This window comes from Pseudomonas sp. RT4P38, from assembly GCF_054897765.1.
Genome location: NZ_CM142703.1, coordinates 5,909,913 through 5,926,297, shown reverse-complemented (window position 1 = coordinate 5,926,297; position 16,385 = coordinate 5,909,913). Strand labels below are relative to the sequence as shown.

The window sequence follows — 16,385 nt, the reverse complement described above, 5'->3', positions numbered from 1 at the left end:
ATCAACGATTACCGTCTATCGGATCTCGCTCAGCCATTTCCGCCTCATCCAGCCCATTACCACCGCCAATATCGTCTTCATCGACAATGCTCAAATCCCAATCGGCCTGTTCGCCTTCGCCGGCCTCGTGAGCATCGCGTGCACCGTCTTCACGGATCAGATTTTCCGGGCTCATGTCGTCGTCGGTGGATTCATGGTCCTCGGTCGAGGCCCCGGTCATGCCGGCTTCACGCACTCGATCCCGAGGCATCAGCCGCTCGCGCTCCGGTTCCGTTAGCTCGTCGCCGATTTTGCCGCTGGGTGTTTCCTCGTCGAAATCCAGCTCATGCATCGATCCCATGCGGTCTTCGTTGTCATCGATGGGCTCGGGCTGCACCGCATCGTACGGACGTCGTGATTCAGTCATGGCAATTCCTCATACTGTGGGCCTTACTAGGTGGACCCACTGGGCTGCTGGGAATTCCAACGACTCGCAATACCGGCAAAAATATGCATCTCGCGCGTGACCCCGATGGACGGTTGTCTGTCAAACCAGCGCATCATTATCGAGGCTTCACAGCATGAACGAATTACAAGATCTGATTGATAACAACGAACGCTGGGCTGAAGCGATCAAGCAGGAAGATCCGGACTTCTTCTCCAAGCTGGCCCGCCAACAGACACCGGAATACCTGTGGATTGGCTGTTCCGACGCCCGCGTGCCGGCCAACGAGATCGTCGGCATGCTGCCCGGCGACCTGTTCGTCCACCGCAACGTGGCCAACGTGGTGCTGCACACCGACCTAAACTGCCTGTCGGTGATTCAGTACGCAGTCGACGTCCTCAAGGTCAAACACATCCTCGTTACCGGCCACTATGGCTGCGGCGGCGTGCGCGCCTCGATGCAGGACCGTCAGTTGGGTCTGATCGACGGCTGGTTGCGCTCGATTCGCGATCTCTATTATGAAAAACGCGAAGAACTCGCCAAGTTGCCCACCGAAGAAGAGCAGGTCGATCGTCTCTGCGAACTCAACGTGATCCAGCAAGTGGCCAACGTCGGGCACACCAGCATCGTGCAAAACGCTTGGCACCGCGGACAGAACCTGTCGATTCACGGTTGCATCTATGGCATCAAGGACGGTCGCTGGAAAAGCCTGAACGCGACCATCAGTGGCTTCGAGCAACTGCCGCCGCAATACCGTTTGCGTCCGGTCGAGGCGTTGTAACGCCCTTCAGCAGAGCGTTCGCCGACGCCAGTGTTGCAAAAACAACTGGCCGTCGGCGTTCGGCGGTTCATCGTAGCCGGTGATCCAGCCACGACAGTCGAATGAGCCACACCGGCAGGCGAACTGACGCAGGAGTTTGTCTTCGGTGGTGGCGTAATTCATCGTCAGTCGGTCGCCTTTTTTGATGTCCTTCAGCGCCCATAACCACAGCTCGCTCATGTCGAGAAATACGTTTGGGTCGCAGGAGTGACGAAGCAGCCCGCAGAAGCGCGGATCGTAGACATGGATGCCACGGGCCAGTTGCCGGGTATGCCGGCATCGATAAGGCAGCAGGTGCCCCGAAGCCCGACAAATTCGGCTGATGCGTGGAAAGTCTCGAAGTGCTGCGACGGCTGCCGCCGATCCGTTGGCGTTGTCGATAATCTCGAAGTCGGCCCTGGAGGGAAATCCAAGGCGAACGGGTAACTCTGCAAATGGATAAATCCCATCGGGTGGTTGCGCAAGTGTCCCGTGCAGGGCGTGGGTTTTCATAACGATCCTTGTCCGGCTGGGTGCTGCGACCTCTATCAGCTGGCGATCCTGTCAGCTCTGCAACACTTGGGTGCGTCTCAAGCCTCTCGCAAATGAAACAGCCGGTCTACTGTCATAACTGACAGTAGACCGGCCGTTCATCGTTTTACAGATGCGGGGCAGGGCTCGCAGTCGCAGGCGCCGGGGTTTTCAGCTGTTTGAGCTGAGATTTGATCGGTGCCGTCGCGCACTTGGCCACGGCTTTTTCGGGCGTCAGGTCGCGGATCGAGGTATAGAACAGCTCGCAGGTTTTTTCTGACTGGGCCACTTGCCAGGTCTGGGTGCAACTTCTCAGTTCAATGTCTGGATTGCTGTCGAGGTCGCGGCCCATGGCGGCCTGCCAGCACGCGGCACTCAAGTCCTGGCCCATGACTTTCAGGCCCGCCGCGTCGGCCTGGGCCTGGGCATCTTTACCGGTGTAGCTGTCCGGGTTGGCGGCGTACCAGATGTAACTCGGGTGGTTGGAACCCAGCACTGGCACTTTCACCCCGTCGCTCGGACTGATGCTGACCAGGCCCAGTACGTTCACGGTCGGCCCGTATTGCTGCTTGATCCAGTTACGCACTGGCGCGCCGAAGGCGACCATCGGCAATGCCGCACCGCTGGCGTTCTGGCTGAGTTGCTTGACCATCGTGGTCTGGTAGTCCTTGAAGTAGTCGTAAACACCTTCCAGATCTTTGCCGGCGCTGGAGGGGGCGGCAATCGGCGCGATGTCGATGATGGTCTGGTAGCCCGGAGTCTGGTCGGCAGGGATTCCGTTGTCAGTCAGCAGTGTGGCCCAGCGATCGGTGGTGGCCGATTTCAGGTAATCCTGAGCCTGGGTCAACGAGTAATCCGGTGGGAAGTGCAGCAACTCGACGCTTTTGCGGTTTTCCAGGGCCATACCCAGTGGCAGGAACAGATACCAGCTATAAGCCCACTTGCCGTCGGCATTCAACTTGCTGGCGCCGGTGTAGGCCAGATCGCCGGCATCGAGCAACGCCGCCAACGGTTTTTCATAGCCCTTGGGTACGCCGATGATTTCGGCGTAGAGCTGATCGTTATCGGTTTTGACCAGCACTTTCGCCGCGCTGTAACCATCGCGCTGCACGCTTTGGGTCAGGTAATGCTCGACGGTCTGCTCCAGCGTCCAGTTGCGAAAGCAGATCACATTGCAATTGTTGGGGTAGGCGAACAGGCGGGTGACGCGTTCGGTGTTGCCCAGCTTCAAGTCGACATCGGCATGGGCGGCGGCACTCAGGGTGAGGGCCGCGAAGGTGAGTCCTGCGAATTTGAACATGCTCAGATCCTTTTCAGCGTGTGGGCGCTTAGCTTCGGGGTGCATACATACTGAAACAGACTAGACCGAACAAGAAGTAGGGGCCGATAGATATATCGGCCCTTTTTTGCTGTTGCAGCGCTGCGATCTTTTGCTTTTATTGAACGGGCCGGGCTTTGAGCTGATCCGCCGCAGCCTTCGCCAGGTCCTGCAAATCCCTGCGTTCAAGGTGCCGGCGGCCTGCTTCAAGCGCAGGTTGTCGAGGATGTAACGAGTGTTGTTGTAGTCGCGCACCGAGGTGTAGAGCTGACGCTGCGCATCCAGCACGTCGACGATGTTTCGCGTGCCTACTTGCTCCAGATCATTTTTACCGCCCCTCTCATTCATTGACGTAAGAGTTTGCAAAGCAGAAACGTCTGGCTGTATTCGAAGACCCTTCCTACATAAATCCCTTTTCCCCGTTGTTAACGTGCCCGCCAGTTTCGCGTGCACAGGCCATGGACGGTTTGGACGTCGCGCTTTTACATCCTATCTGCTTAAGGATAAGCGTATGTTCGGGTCGACCAATACGGCGCATTTTGCGCTGCACATCCCCGCTGTTCGTAACGATTTCAAAGTCCTCGTCTTTGACGGTGTTGAGGCCATCAGCGCCTTGTATGCGATCCAGATTGAACTGGTCAGCGAGCACCCTGATTTCGAGCTGGAGAGTCTGCTCAGCCAACCCTCGTTTCTTCAATTTGGCCTGAACGGCGAAGGCCTTCATGGCCGTATCGAAGACGTGTTCGTGGGTGAGGCCGGCAAGCGCCTGACTCGTTATCACCTGACCCTCGTACCGACGCTGCATTATTTGCAGCTCAGCCACAATCAGCGGATTTTCCAGAACCTGACGGTGCCGCAAATTATTGCTCAGGTGCTCAAAGGTCACGGCATTCAGGCCGATGCGTTTACCTTCCATGTCAGCACCAGCCCCGAGCGCGAATACTGCACCCAATATGGGGAAAATGACTTCGAGTTCGTCCAACGTTTATGCGCCGAGGACGGCATCGCCTGGCATCACCAGCATTCGCCAGACGGTCATTTGCTGGTGTTCACCGATGACCAGACCTACTTCCCCAAACTGGGCGAAACGCCTTATCAGCAAGACTCCGGCATGGTGGCAGAGCACCCGGTGGTCAGCCAGTTTTCCATGCGTTTCCGCACCCGTACCAGCACGGTCACGCGCCGGGACTATGACCTGAAACGACCGAGTCTGCTGCTGGAAAGTCGCTTTACTGCCGAGTTCAGCCCTGAGCTCGAAGACTATCGTTACCCCGCATTAATCGAGAACGAAAAACGCGGTAAACAACTCGCTCGTCAGGCTTTGGAGCGGCACCGCACCGATTACCAGTTAGCCGAGGGCAACAGCGATCAGCCGACGCTGCGCTGCGGTCACTTCTTCGACCTGACCGAGCACCCGCGCAAAACCTGCAACGATTTGTGGCTGTTGCTCAGCGTGACGCACGCTGGAAAGCAACCTCAGTCACTGGAAGAGGCCATTACCAGCGACGTCAAACCCGAAGACGGCTTTACCCAAGGCTATCGCAACCGCTTCAGCGCCATTCCCTGGGATGTGTTCTACCGTCCACCTTTGCGTCCACGCAAAACCGTACTGGTCAGCCAGACCGCCCGCGTCACCGGGCCGGTCGGCGAAGAGATTTATTGCGATGAATATGGCCGTGTCCGTGTCGAGCTGCCCTGGGATCGGGCCGAACTCAACAGCGAAAAAAGCAGTTGCTGGCTGCGGGTTTCATCCAATTGGGCTGGAGAAAAATTCGGTTCGGTGACCATCCCGCGCATCGGCATGGAAGTAGTGGTGACTTACCTGGAAGGCGACCCCGACCAACCGTTGATCACCGGGTGTGTGGCCAACAAGGTCACGTCCGTGCCGTACGCCTTACCTGCGAACAAAACCAAAACCGTATTGCGCAGCCACAGCTCCCCGCACACCGGTGGTTACAACGAACTGTCGCTTGAAGACCGCGCCGGGCAAGAGCAAATCTACCTGCGCGCGCAGCGCGATATCGAGCAACTGATCCTCAACGACAGCGACACCAAGATTGGCAACGACCGCCGCGAACAGATCACCCGCGACAGCCACAGCCTGATCAGCAACGACCGTTTCGAGCAGGTGGACCGCAACAGCACCAGCCTGATCAAGGGCGACGAGTTGCACACCACCCAAGGCGTGCGCAACACCGTGATCGGCGGCAACGAGTTGGTCTCGATCACCGGCAACAGCAGCACGACGGCAGGCGGCACGCTGGTGATTCAGGCCGGTTCACAGGCCCACGTCACCGCGGCCAACGTGGTGATCGATGCGGGGATGAGCCTGACGCTTAAGGCTGGCGGGCACCACATCGTGATCAACTCGGGCGGGGTTTTCAGCAGCTTGGCCATTGTCGAGGGTGGCGCGCCCATGGCGGGTCTCCCGCCACTCCTGGCGTTGTCGGCTGAACAGGCCGCGCCAGTCGCTCTTCAAGTGCCCTTGTTACCTGAGGCGCAGCGTTTGGCCTTGATGGCCAAAAAGCCGATCTGTGCGGTCTGCGAAGCCGCTCAACAACAGCGTGGTCAAGCCAATGTTTGAGATGCCGTCACTGCCGGACGATTTGCCTTGGGCGATGCCTGCCTACTTGCTCCTTGATGGTGTCAGCGCGTCAAACCTGGCGCAGCGTCTGCTCCGCTGGGATAACCCGGCGTATTGCCTGTACCAAGGCTCGCGCTGGCAGGCATTGTCGGATATTTCACCCTATTTGATCCCGCTCAAAAGCGCGCACGATCCACTGCTGGCGTACTACCAGGAAAACGCAGCCCTTGAATGGGGCTATCTGCTGTTCAGTGAGGTTGACGCGCTAATGCTCTGTCAGCATTGGCGTCGTCTGCTGACCGTCGAACACCCAAGTGGTATTGAGGTCATGCCGCGTATAGCCGACCCAGCGGTCATTCATCAATTGCTCGGTCTTGCACAGCAAGCACAGACCGCACGCTGGTTTGGCCCCATCGAACACGTGTGTTTGCCCGATGGCCTTCAAGCGATCTGGCACCAACACGGACGTCCCGATCACGCGGCGCCAGATACCCCCGACACCTATCGGCTGACAGACCAGGAACTCACGGCGCTGGGGGACGTTGAGTTTCGTCGTTCGGTGTTTGGCTTGAGTGATCACTTGCACACGTATTTCCCCGCGTTTATGGCGTCATATCCGGCGCAAGAACGCCTGCGTTATGCCCAACAAGTGGCTCAAGAGGCTTACCAGCAGGGCTTCACGTCGGAGCAGGAAATCACCCTCTACGCCAATGTTCTCGGTTATTTGGCCGGGCAGCCGTTGGCCGATCACGCGGACATTGTCGAGCTGCTGACGGTATCAACCGCGCAATCCCCTTTGAAGCGTTTGCAACGCGCTGCCGAACTGGCTCAAAGCCGTGCCGCAGACCCACAAGGAAGCCGACTGTGACCGCCCAACAACTGCCAAAAGTCAGTGCCAATACTGCCGCGATGACCAAGAGTGCCAAGGACGTCCGCTCCCCAGTGGGGCAATGCCCGTTGATGAACAAAAAAGTGCAGCTGCTGCCGCTGCGTTACGGGCTGGTTGAACACCTTGACCCATCGTCCGAAGTGTCCATGCCGTTCACACTGGACAGTCAACCCCTCGGCATCCGGTTGTTGCGCGACGGCTACCTGTACCTCATCGACACCGGCACGGGCCTGCTGCACGAATACACCATTGAAAAAGGCCAGATCACCAAACTGCTATGGAGCAGCGAGGAGGTCACTGGCGACACACGCACCGCTTCGGTCGGTGACCCGCATTTGGTCTTTGTCCGGCAACACATGTTGTACGCCAGCTATTCGGAAATTCAGTGGACGGCTTACAAGTGTTCGCAAGTGCTGAAGAACAGCGCCGAGCGTGAACGCTTGATGCAACGCATCGAGCTGGTCAGTGCTTGCCCGGTCAAGGGGGGCACTGACTTGCTGAGCAAGCAGCAGGCTGAAAAGTGGCTCGCGGAAGTGGCAGAGAACACCCCGAAAACCGATGCGAAGGGCGTGACGCTCCAAGCCCCGGTCAAGGCATTGCCCGAAGGCGCCAACCCGCAGGAGCGTCAGCCCTACGGCTGGGAAGATACGCCGCTGTTTCAAGAGACCGCGATTGAAGCGTTGACCAGCCAGGTGCTCGGTCCTTACCAGGACGACTATTTGTTCTTGCTGTTGCGCGATGACATTGGTGTCATGCGCGATTTGGCCAGCGCCCAACTGAAAGTGGCTGACTGGATTGAACAATGGAGTGCCGACGATGCGGGTCAGCGGCAGTACCTCACGGGCGCTTACATCCAGTCCTTGTACGATGTGAATTCGACGCGTCTGCAGGCTTTGAGCGCAACGGATCCTGAGATTGAAGCCCTGAAGGAGGACACCACGCCCGAGCAGCAGGCCGCGATTTATGAGCACCTGCAAAAAAGACGTGAGTCGGGAGGGCCGAGCCAATACGACGATATTGCGTTTTGGCGCAACTCCCCTAATCCGGGTGTCCAGGCCTGGTTCAGGATGTACGACGCCCTGGGTCAAGCCAAATGGCAAAAACACTTTAAAGCCATCGGCCAACTTGAGCGACAATCGAAGGACGCTCTGTATGGCGAAAGAATCGGCCAGCGCGGCATCGATGACCTGATCAACCGGGCCGACATGGAGGCCTTTGTCAGCCAGCAGCAACACCTGCTGAGTCATTGGCACAAGCGCCTTCAAACCGTTCGCGAAGATCGTTTGAACATGATTACGGGTGGCTATTTTCACCGTGCCGCCGGGTATTACGACTTCCAGCGCGATGGGCTAATCAAGCATCGCCTGGAAGCCGAATTCGTCTGCGTGGCCGCCTTGTGCTGGAATCGCGCCTCGACGGAAAAACTGGCCGCTTACCTGGAAAAAAATCTGCTCACTGTCGTTCCGGGGCTGGAAACCTTGACCCTGGCTGACCAGCTCGATGTGGGCAAGAAATTGGCTGACTTGAGTAGTTTTTCGATCAAGGCCGCCACGGCCCAGGACAGCCTGGCCAGCGTCAATCTGCTCGCCAACCAGTTCAACAGCCTGATGACCGAACGGCTGCCCAACTTTACGGATTTGAATACGCGGTTCAGGGGGCTGCAAAGTTTGCTCGAGAGCGCTTACATTCCAGCGCATCAGTTAATCGCTGCGGACCAGTTAGACCGAGCACACAACGAATTTAAACGACAACAACCCATCGATCCCAACAACTTCATACGTGACATCGGAGCGCCTGCCCGCCTGCAATTGCTGCGCGAGTTCTCCCGCAGTGGTTTGACGCTGCGAGCGGCGTCGGCTTCTGAAATCCAGGCGTTCAACCAGACCCGCGATGCGGCCCTCGACCTGCGTGGCCAGCTCAAGGAAACCTACAAATTGCGCCAGCGCGAGTTGTCACGGCTCACCAGCGGTCTTGTGGCGCCGGGCGGCGAGCAGATTTACAACCAGCGCATCAATCAACTCAAGGCCAGGCTGGCGCCGTTGGAAGACGGCCTCAGCCGTGCCTTGACCGTCGGAAGTGGCAGCCCGGGGCAAATCGGCACGGTGGTCGATGGTATGGCCCCGCCACTGCGTGACGAAATGCACCGTACCGTGCGTGACTTTCGGGCGACAGGGACCTTTGGCAAACCACTCAGTAGCGCGATGAAGTCCGGGGGGGATGGGATTGCGCTGTTGTTGTTTGTGTTTCAGGGGCAGAAGTTTGTTGAGGCGTTGAGTGCACTTGGTAAAAAGACTGATCGCTCTTTATCAGACTTAGGAACTCTCGTTGAGACATTCACTGGGATGTCAGCTGCCGGCTTTGCAGCAGTACAAGGCCTGTCGGTGACGATCTTGCAAGCGCATATCGAACAATTGGACAGTGCTGCTGGCAAGCTCAATACCATGAGTCGATTGGGACGTTGGGCCGGTATTGCAGGGGCTGGCGCTTTTGGATTTGGTGCTCTGGCCGCCGCAATCGATTCAGGTAAACATTCCCAGCAATGGGGTAGAGCGCTGGCCGAAGGCAATCACAAGGGATTGGCAGCCACAACCCTGCAAATCGCCGGTGACGGCATCCTGGTGGGCACCAACACCTGGGGCGCCAAACACACGACTTCGATCATTAGCGGCATCCTGAAAAACCCCACCGAACTGCGTGCGCTGGCTTGGGCCGAGGCTAGTCCCAAGCTGCTGAGCATCGGCGTCAAAGCCAACTTGGTGGGGTTGATCGGCACAGCCCTGCAACTGACAGGCGAAGGTTTTTATAACTACTTCAATCTGGACGCACTGCAAAAATGGCTGCAAACCAGCGCGTGGGGGACGCAAAACCTGCAACGCAGCCTGCCGGATGACTGGAGCGCGCTGGCAAGGGTGGTGCAACAACCGACCTGCGAATTGATCCGCGACGATAAGCGCACCTACCTGAAACTGGTGCTGCCCGGTGTCCGTACACGGGAAATGGACAGCCGCCAATTGCAACTACTGGCGTATCAGCAAACCCGTGATTTGAATATACCCCGTCCCTATAGCCCCCATTTACCGCCCGCGCGCTGGCAGGAATGCAGCGCGGCGTGGGCCGCTGTTTCTGTTGTCGCCAGCCAGGAAGAGGAGGCGCTGACCCTTCATCTGCCGATCGGCGATGCCCTGCAAACTTCAGATTTTGCCTTGGCCCTCAACATCGGTTACCAATTGGAAGCCGAGCGTGATTTGATTCACCGCACCTGTTTTGTGCTGCGTGACCTGCGCATCGCGACGGAGCGGGGAGTACGCCTGCCGGCCAAGGGCAGGTTCAAACTCGACCCGGTGGAGAGCTTGCCGAGCGGCACAGGCAAGGCTCCCTTCTGGTTGTTCACTCGAGAAGAAATGGCGACGGTCGATGTTTAGGAAACTGTTCAAACGCAAAACCAAAGCTGAAACCACCGAGCCCGCACTGGATATTCGCAGCCAGCGACCCAGTGCCGGGCAACTGCGGGTCAAGGGCTTGAATGAAACTTTGTTTCTCGCCCCCTTACCTGTCTACACCGGCCAAGCGCAAGTCTCTCGCCGTAGTTTTTCTCAGATGAACGAGGTTTATCTGGAGCTGGGGGGTAACAACTTCGGGATGGTTGAACAGGGAAAGAGACTGGCAGCGTTTATTTGGATGATCTTGTTTATGGCTTTTTTAGCTCCCAGTTTTGCAGTGCTGTATTGGGTGCTTTTTTATCCAGAAAACATTCGTGAGCCACTTAACGAGCTTATCAACGCTATCAAGGTGTTTTCCAGTTATGCACTTTTATCCATTATCCCGATTGGAGCCATGGTTTACGGAATGCTCTCCGGCGTCTTTGCCTCGGCAAAAAGCTACCCCATACGCTTCAATCGCCAACGCCGCGAAGTCTGCTACATCGACGACACCACCCACCGCGTCTTGATTGTCCCATGGGAAAGTGTGGTGGCCTGGGTCGCGAGCAGTCAGGGCGTCACCAGCTACGGCGCCATGCGCGATTACACCTTTGGCATGGGGCTGGAAGACGAAGAGCACGACACGGTGCAGTTTGTGTTGTCGTCCCAACCCAGCGATACCCATGCGCTGGGCATGTGGACCTCCATCCGCAACTACATGGAAGAGGGGGAGTTGGTGGATGCGCCCAACCCCATGCTCGTCATTTTGGGACTTACACCCACCGAAGACGAACTCAAACCCTATGAAGGCCTGCATACCTTTGAGATCGAACGCAAGGGCGCACGCTTCATGGGGTCTTTAGACGATGACGGCGCGCATCTAACCGCCGAACAGCGACACCGTTACGGTTACGGCAAGCGAACTCCGTGGCCCTTGCGTTTTTGGTACATCAGACGAGTGATAGTTTTCTGGAAAATGCCCTACCTGATCGCCGAATGGGCCCACCGCAAGGGTCGCCCGACCCTGCCCGAACACGTGAAGGCCTGGTCCCAGCCCCTGCCCCCCGAACAATGGGCCAAACCCAGCCCCGCGCTGCAAAAAGCCACCGCACGGGTCAAAACCGCCATGGACAAAAAAGGCGCGAACTTTGTCGATGCCTGCAAAGCGGCGGGGTTGCACTGAGATAAGTACGTTCAAACTCGATCCGGTGGAGACCTTGCCGAGCGGCACCGGCAAGGCCCCTTTCTGGTTGTTCACCCGAGAAGAAATGGCGACGGTCGATGTTTAAAAGTCTGTTCAAACGCAAAAACAAGGTCACCGCTGAACCCGCACTGGATATTCGCAGCCAGCGACCCAGTGCCGGGCAACTGCGCGTTAAGGGCTTGAATGAAACTTTGTTCCTTGCCCCCTTGCCTGTCTACACCGGCCAAGCGCAAGTCTCTCGCCGTAGTTTTTCTCAGATGAACGAGGTTTATCTGGAGCTGGGGGGTAACAACTTCGGGATGGTTGAACAGGGAAAGAGACTGGCAGCGTTTATTTGGATGATCTTGTTTATGGCTTTTTTAGCTCCCGGTTTTGCAGTGCTGTATTGGGTGCTTTTTTATCCAGAAAACATTCGTGAGCCACTTAACGAGCTTATCAACGCTATCAAGGTGTTTTCCAGTTATGCACTTTTATCCATTATCCCGATTGGAGCCATGGTTTACGGCATGCTCTCCGGCGTCTTCGCCTCGGCCAAAAGCTACCCCGTACGTTTCAACCGCCAACGCCGCGAAGTCTGCTACATCGACGACACCACCCACCGCGTCTTGATTGTCCCATGGGAAAGTGTAGTGGCCTGGGTCGCGAGCAGTCAGGGCGTCACCAGCTACGGCGCCATGCGCGATTACACCTTTGGCATGGGGCTGGAAGACGAAGAGCACGACACGGTGCAGTTTGTGTTGTCGTCCCAACCCAGCGATACCCATGCGCTGGGCATGTGGACTTCCATCCGCAACTACATGGAAGAGGGGGAGTTGGTGGATGCGCCCAACCCCATGCTCGCCGCGTTAGGCATCACCCTGAGCGAAGACGAACTCAAGCCCTATGAAGGACTGCATACGTTTGAGATTGAACGGCTTGACGCTAGAGCTCTCGGGCGTTTGGACGATGGCGGAGGCCATTTGACACCCGAACAGCGACAGCGCTGGGGATACTCCGGCGTTTTTCAAGGTAGTTGTCGCGTCAACCGTTCAACTATGCCGCTCTTTTCTCGTACTGCTGCTCCCGATCCGGATTCAGCATCACCGCTCCTATCGGCTCCCAGTTCCGCGTCTGGCCTGACCAACGTTCCGGGCTTTTCTTGCGCGCTCGCTGGTACAGTTCATGCCGCCGCGCCAGGATCTGCTGGTCCAGCCCTCGATGCCGCTCCGTCGGTGTCACGAAGCGGATCCGGCTATGCCGGTGCTCGTTGTTGTACCAACGCATAAAATCTCTCACCCACGCGCGTGCGGCGTCCAAGCTGGCAAAACCCTCCTGCGGCCATTGCGGGCAATATTTCAGCGTTCTAAACAGCGACTCCGAGTACGGATTGTCGTTGCTCACTCGCGGTCGGCCACGGGACGGCGTGATACCCAGGTCGTACATCTTGCTCAACAGCGTCAGCGATTTCATCGGCGCACCATTGTCCGAGTGCAGCACCAGCGGCTCGTGTAAACACTGCTCGCCGATCACGCTGCGTTGCAGCAGCGCAGCGGCTTTTTCGCCGCTTTCCTCTTCGTAAACTTCCCAGCCCACGGCCTTGCGGCTGTAAATATCTTCGATCAAATACAGGTAGTAGTACTTGCCGCGTATCGGCGACGGCAAATACGTGATGTCCCACGACCACACCTGATTGGGCGCTTTGGCGACATGCGTCGTCGGTGCCGCATGCCGTCTGGGTCGCTGGCTACGGCCCCGATGATGTTGCTGACCGGCTGCACGCAGGATGCGATAAAACGTCGCTTCCGACGCCAGATAACGCCCCTCGTCAGCCAGCCTCGGTACGATCTGACTCGGCGGCAAATGGGCATACGCAGGGCTGTTACACAGCGTCACGATCGCTTGTCGTTCGAGCTCGCTCAACGCATTACGCGGCGTGGGCCGCACGGTGGTTGTGCGGGCATCGGCTTGAAGATCCTCACTCTGCGTCCATCGCTGCAAGGTTCTGAGCGACAGCCCCACCTCTTGGCACGCTCTGATTTTTCGAGCACCGGCCTCGATGGCTTCGATCAACCAAGCCACCAACAACTGCCGTTCCGGCAAAGAGGTCAGGTGTCCTCGTTGTCGATCCCCCAGTAATCGTTGAGCTTTTTTCGCAGCACCAACAACGCGGCGGTTTCGGCCAGCGCCTTGTCTTTACGCAGCAGTTCGCGCTCAAGTTGCTGAATACGTTTCTTGTCCTTGCGAGATTGTTCGCGGTCGACCTTTTGTTGGTTCTGAACACTCTGCTGCCCCGTGATACAGGCTTGGCGCCAGGCGCTGACGTGTTCGGGGTACAGACCTTTTCGTCGGCAGTACTCACCCAGTTCGAGCTGCGACAGACCGGCGGTTTCAAGGACGACAGCGAACCGGGCTTCAGCAGACCAGTTCTCGGGGAGTGGCTTGTCTTCAGGCACTGCGCTTCCTTCAGAACTGACCTTCTTGCGCCAGTTGGACAAAGACATTTCGCTAACCCCTTCACGCCGGGAAACCTCGGCCATCGTCAGGTTCAGCGGGGGAAGCAGCATCTTGAGTAATGCGGCTTTGCGTTCAGGTGAATAGTACGGCACGACCAGTCTCTTTCCGCCCCCGATATGCTTTTTCAGGAAAATTCGGAGAGGCGACAACTATCCTGACACCGGGGGACTCCAAGCGATCTCGATGGCCCTTGCGGTTTTGGTACATCAGACGAGTGATAGTTTTCTGGAAAATGCCCTACCTGATCGCCGAATGGGCCCACCGCAAGGGTCGCCCGACCCTGCCCGAACACGTGAAGGCCTGGTCCCAGCCCCTGCCCCCCGAACAATGGGCCAAACCCAGCCCCGCGCTGCAAAAAGCCACCGCACGGGTCAAAACCGCCATGGACAAAAAAGGCGCGAACTTTGTCGATGCCTGCAAAGCGGCAGGGTTGCACTGAGATAAGTACGTTCAAACTCGATCCGGTGGAGACCTTGCCGAGCGGCACAGGCAAGGCCCCTTTCTGGTTGTTCACCCGAGAAGAAATGGCGACGGTCGATGTTTAAAAGTCTGTTCAAACGCAAAAACAAGGTCACCGCTGAACCCGCACTGGATATTCGCAGCCAGCGACCCAGTGCCGGGCAACTACGGGTCAAGGGCTTGAATGAAACTTTGTTCCTTGCCCCCTTGCCGGTGTACACCGGGCAGGCGCAAGCGTCTCGCCGTAACTTCTCGGAAATGAATGAAACCTATCTGGAGCTGGGGGGTAATAACTACGGGATGGTTGAGCTGGGAAAGAGATTGGCGGCTGTGATTTGGATGGTTTTTGGCACCGTTTTTGTTGTACCAGTTCTAATTTGTACTTGGCTTGTGGTTTTTAGTGAGTTCGATCGGAAATTTTTTGACCTTATTGGGAATGCTTTGCAGGCGTCTGCGGTCCTCTCTGTTGGGTTTGTTTTTCCAGTTGGAGGCTTTGTTTACGGCATGCTATCCAACGTTCGAACCTTGGCCAAAAGCTACCCGGTCCGCTTCAATCGCCAACGCCGCGAAGTCTGCTACATCGACGACACCACCCACCGCGTCTTGATTGTCCCGTGGGAAAGTGTGGTGGCCTGGGTCGCGAGCAGTCAGGGCATCACCAGCTACGGCGCCATGCGCGATTACACCTTTGGCATGGGGCTGGAAGACGAAGAGCACGACACGGTGCAGTTTGTGTTGTCGTCCCAACCCAGCGATACCCATGCGCTGGGCATGTGGACTTCCATCCGCAACTACATGGAAGAGGGGGAGTTGGTGGATGCGCCCAACCCCATGCTCGCCGCGTTAGGCATCACCCTGAGCGAAGACGAACTTAAGCCCTATGAAGGACTGCATACGTTTGAGATTGAACGGCTTGACGCTAGAGCTCTCGGGCGTTTGGACGATGGCGGAGGCCATTTGACACCCGAACAGCGACAGCGCTGGGGATACTCCAAGCGATCTCGATGGCCATTGCGGTTTTGGTACATCAGACGAGTGATAGTTTTCTGGAAAATGCCCTACCTGATCGCCGAATGGGCCCACCGCAAGGGTCGCCCGACCCTGCCCGAACGCGTGCAGGCCTGGTCCCAACCGCTGCCCCCCGAACACTGGGCCAAACCCAGCCCCGCGCTGCAAAAAGCCACCGCACGGGTCAAAACCACCATGGACAAAAAAGGCGCGAACTTTGTCGATGCCTGCAAAGCGGCGGGGTTGCATTGATTCACTTTGAGATGCCCCAACTTCCCTTACTACCAACCCCCGGACACGGTGATCTACCGGACTACGACGTATGCCTCCCGGCGAACCTGCGCCCCGACGCCGATCGTTTGATTCGCTATCTGCACGAATTGCCACATCGGCGAGTGAAGTACTGCCCCTGGTGTGGCCACACCAACTTGAACCTGCAAAATCATTTGGCCCTACAACGGCTCCCACGTTACTACTGCGGTTCCTGTCGCAAGAGCTGCAACAGTTTGAGCGATTCGCCCTTTGCACACATGCGCCGGATGGACCTGTGGTCAACGTTTGCCGTGTACCTGCTGGCCGGTTGGTCCAGCGTCCAGATCGCGCCGCGTTTGGGGGTGAACCACAAGGTCTACTTCAGCTGGGGGCAGGCGGTTCGGGAGGTGATGGCGGAGGAGTGTCCTGAGTTGCACCAGTGGTGGACGACACGCCATTACCGGGAAAACCTGCAACCGCCCGAACACATTGCAGCGCAACAGCAAGCGGTCATCACTTGGATTGAAACGATGCTGAACGCACAGCACGCGACGTGCCCAAGGTGTGGGGGAACGCGGACCTATCGAATTAAAGGCATTCGCCCGAAGTTCAAGTGCGATCCCTGCGTGACCTGCTTTTCCATTCTGTCCGGGACGCCGCTGGTCGGGATGATTCGACCTGAACTCTGGATCGATTTCGTGAAAGGGGTGATGGATGGCCAAAGTATCCCGGACCTTAAACGGCGCTCAGGGTTGGGCATGGGCGGCAGTACGCGCTGGCGTGAACAGTTTTTACTGCTTATCGATCAACTGGGGCACCCTGAACTGTTGCAATGGATCACCTGGATGCGCAGTCGTCGTAACAATGAAGCGGTCAGTTTTGTGCGTCAGGGTGGTCACCTGGACAAGGCAACGCGCTCTGTCTATCCGCAAGGGACGCGTAAGGGCAGGTTTGTTTCCAAAAAGTAGGCGCTGCGAAGGCTGAGATCTTTTGATTTTTTGCATG

Annotated in this window: 12 protein-coding genes and 2 pseudogenes; 9 read left to right on the top strand and 5 right to left on the bottom strand. The window is 57.4% G+C overall.

From position 1 onward, the window contains the following. Window position 1: 1 nt before the first annotated feature. Window positions 2–406, bottom strand: a complete 405-nt coding sequence (locus tag ACYZT7_RS27535; protein ID WP_462038975.1) for a serine kinase/phosphatase — start codon at window positions 404–406, stop codon at window positions 2–4. A gap of 154 nt (window positions 407–560) precedes the next feature. Here ACYZT7_RS27535 and can point away from each other — a divergent pair, with 154 nt between their 5' ends. Continuing rightward, entirely contained in the window at window positions 561–1,205 is a 645-nt protein-coding gene (gene can, locus ACYZT7_RS27530; protein WP_449643105.1) for a carbonate dehydratase, read from the top strand. A gap of 6 nt (window positions 1,206–1,211) precedes the next feature. On the opposite strand, the gene ACYZT7_RS27525 is transcribed toward can, so the two are convergent. The 3 genes and pseudogenes from ACYZT7_RS27525 to ACYZT7_RS27515 all read right to left on the bottom strand — a co-directional run. Next, complete coding sequence (locus ACYZT7_RS27525; RefSeq protein ID WP_462038974.1) at window positions 1,212–1,736, bottom strand: SET domain-containing protein-lysine N-methyltransferase; 525 nt, start codon at window positions 1,734–1,736, stop codon at window positions 1,212–1,214. Window positions 1,737–1,881: 145 nt separating this feature from the next. Beyond that, window positions 1,882–3,054: a hypothetical protein gene (locus tag ACYZT7_RS27520; RefSeq protein WP_462038973.1), complete on the bottom strand. Its 1,173-nt coding sequence runs from the start codon at window positions 3,052–3,054 to the stop codon at window positions 1,882–1,884. Window positions 3,055–3,190: 136 nt separating this feature from the next. Beyond that, window positions 3,191–3,387: pseudogene (locus tag ACYZT7_RS27515) on the bottom strand (channel protein TolC); the annotation flags it as partial. Window positions 3,388–3,583: 196 nt separating this feature from the next. Here ACYZT7_RS27515 and ACYZT7_RS27510 point away from each other — a divergent pair. The 5 genes and pseudogenes from ACYZT7_RS27510 to ACYZT7_RS27490 all read left to right on the top strand — a co-directional run. After that, window positions 3,584–5,656 (top strand): type VI secretion system Vgr family protein, encoded by a 2,073-nt coding sequence (locus ACYZT7_RS27510; RefSeq protein ID WP_462038972.1) that lies wholly within the window; start codon window positions 3,584–3,586, stop codon window positions 5,654–5,656. Then, entirely contained in the window at window positions 5,649–6,524 is an 876-nt protein-coding gene (locus ACYZT7_RS27505) for a DUF4123 domain-containing protein (RefSeq protein ID WP_462038971.1), read from the top strand. Before ACYZT7_RS27510 ends, ACYZT7_RS27505 begins: the two co-directional genes overlap by 8 nt. Further along, window positions 6,521–9,967 carry a toxin VasX gene (locus tag ACYZT7_RS27500; RefSeq protein WP_462038970.1) on the top strand — a complete coding sequence of 1,149 codons (3,447 nt, stop codon included), beginning with the start codon at window positions 6,521–6,523 and terminating at the stop codon, window positions 9,965–9,967. The genes ACYZT7_RS27505 and ACYZT7_RS27500 overlap by 4 nt, the downstream gene beginning before the upstream one ends. Window positions 9,968–10,064: 97 nt before the next feature. Then, complete coding sequence (locus ACYZT7_RS27495; RefSeq protein WP_462038969.1) at window positions 10,065–11,147, top strand: DUF6708 domain-containing protein; 1,083 nt, start codon at window positions 10,065–10,067, stop codon at window positions 11,145–11,147. A gap of 98 nt (window positions 11,148–11,245) precedes the next feature. Next, window positions 11,246–11,971: pseudogene (locus tag ACYZT7_RS27490) on the top strand (DUF6708 domain-containing protein); the annotation flags it as partial. 229 nt (window positions 11,972–12,200) lie between these two features. On the opposite strand, the gene ACYZT7_RS27485 reads toward ACYZT7_RS27490, so the two are convergent. Next, a protein-coding gene (locus ACYZT7_RS27485; protein ID WP_462038968.1) for an IS3 family transposase occupies window positions 12,201–13,753 on the bottom strand; the annotation gives its coding sequence in 2 pieces (ribosomal slippage) (window positions 12,201–13,291 and window positions 13,291–13,753; 1,554 coding nt in all). Between the two features lie 140 nt (window positions 13,754–13,893). Here ACYZT7_RS27485 and ACYZT7_RS27480 point away from each other — a divergent pair. The 3 genes from ACYZT7_RS27480 (at window position 13,894) to ACYZT7_RS27470 (ending at window position 16,348) form a co-directional block, all read left to right on the top strand. Continuing rightward, complete coding sequence (locus ACYZT7_RS27480; protein WP_462038967.1) at window positions 13,894–14,100, top strand: hypothetical protein; 207 nt, start codon at window positions 13,894–13,896, stop codon at window positions 14,098–14,100. A 98-nt stretch (window positions 14,101–14,198) separates the two neighbouring features. Beyond that, a complete protein-coding gene (locus ACYZT7_RS27475) occupies window positions 14,199–15,380 on the top strand; it encodes a hypothetical protein (protein ID WP_462038966.1) in 1,182 nt (393 codons plus the stop codon). Between the two features lie 11 nt (window positions 15,381–15,391). Then, window positions 15,392–16,348, top strand: coding sequence for a transposase (locus tag ACYZT7_RS27470; RefSeq protein ID WP_462038965.1), 957 nt, complete (start codon window positions 15,392–15,394; stop codon window positions 16,346–16,348). Window positions 16,349–16,385: the final 37 nt, after the last annotated feature.

Coding starts and splice junctions, on each gene's coding strand:
- ACYZT7_RS27480 (WP_462038967.1), top strand. CDS start 13,894: ATGCCCTACCTGATCGCCGAATGGGCCCACCGCAAGGGTCGCCCGACC.
- ACYZT7_RS27470 (WP_462038965.1), top strand. CDS start 15,392: ATGCCCCAACTTCCCTTACTACCAACCCCCGGACACGGTGATCTACCG.
- ACYZT7_RS27520 (WP_462038973.1), bottom strand. CDS start 3,054: ATGTTCAAATTCGCAGGACTCACCTTCGCGGCCCTCACCCTGAGTGCC.
- ACYZT7_RS27505 (WP_462038971.1), top strand. CDS start 5,649: ATGTTTGAGATGCCGTCACTGCCGGACGATTTGCCTTGGGCGATGCCT.
- ACYZT7_RS27535 (WP_462038975.1), bottom strand. CDS start 406: ATGACTGAATCACGACGTCCGTACGATGCGGTGCAGCCCGAGCCCATC.
- ACYZT7_RS27525 (WP_462038974.1), bottom strand. CDS start 1,736: ATGAAAACCCACGCCCTGCACGGGACACTTGCGCAACCACCCGATGGG.
- ACYZT7_RS27510 (WP_462038972.1), top strand. CDS start 3,584: ATGTTCGGGTCGACCAATACGGCGCATTTTGCGCTGCACATCCCCGCT.
- ACYZT7_RS27475 (WP_462038966.1), top strand. CDS start 14,199: ATGTTTAAAAGTCTGTTCAAACGCAAAAACAAGGTCACCGCTGAACCC.
- can (WP_449643105.1), top strand. CDS start 561: ATGAACGAATTACAAGATCTGATTGATAACAACGAACGCTGGGCTGAA.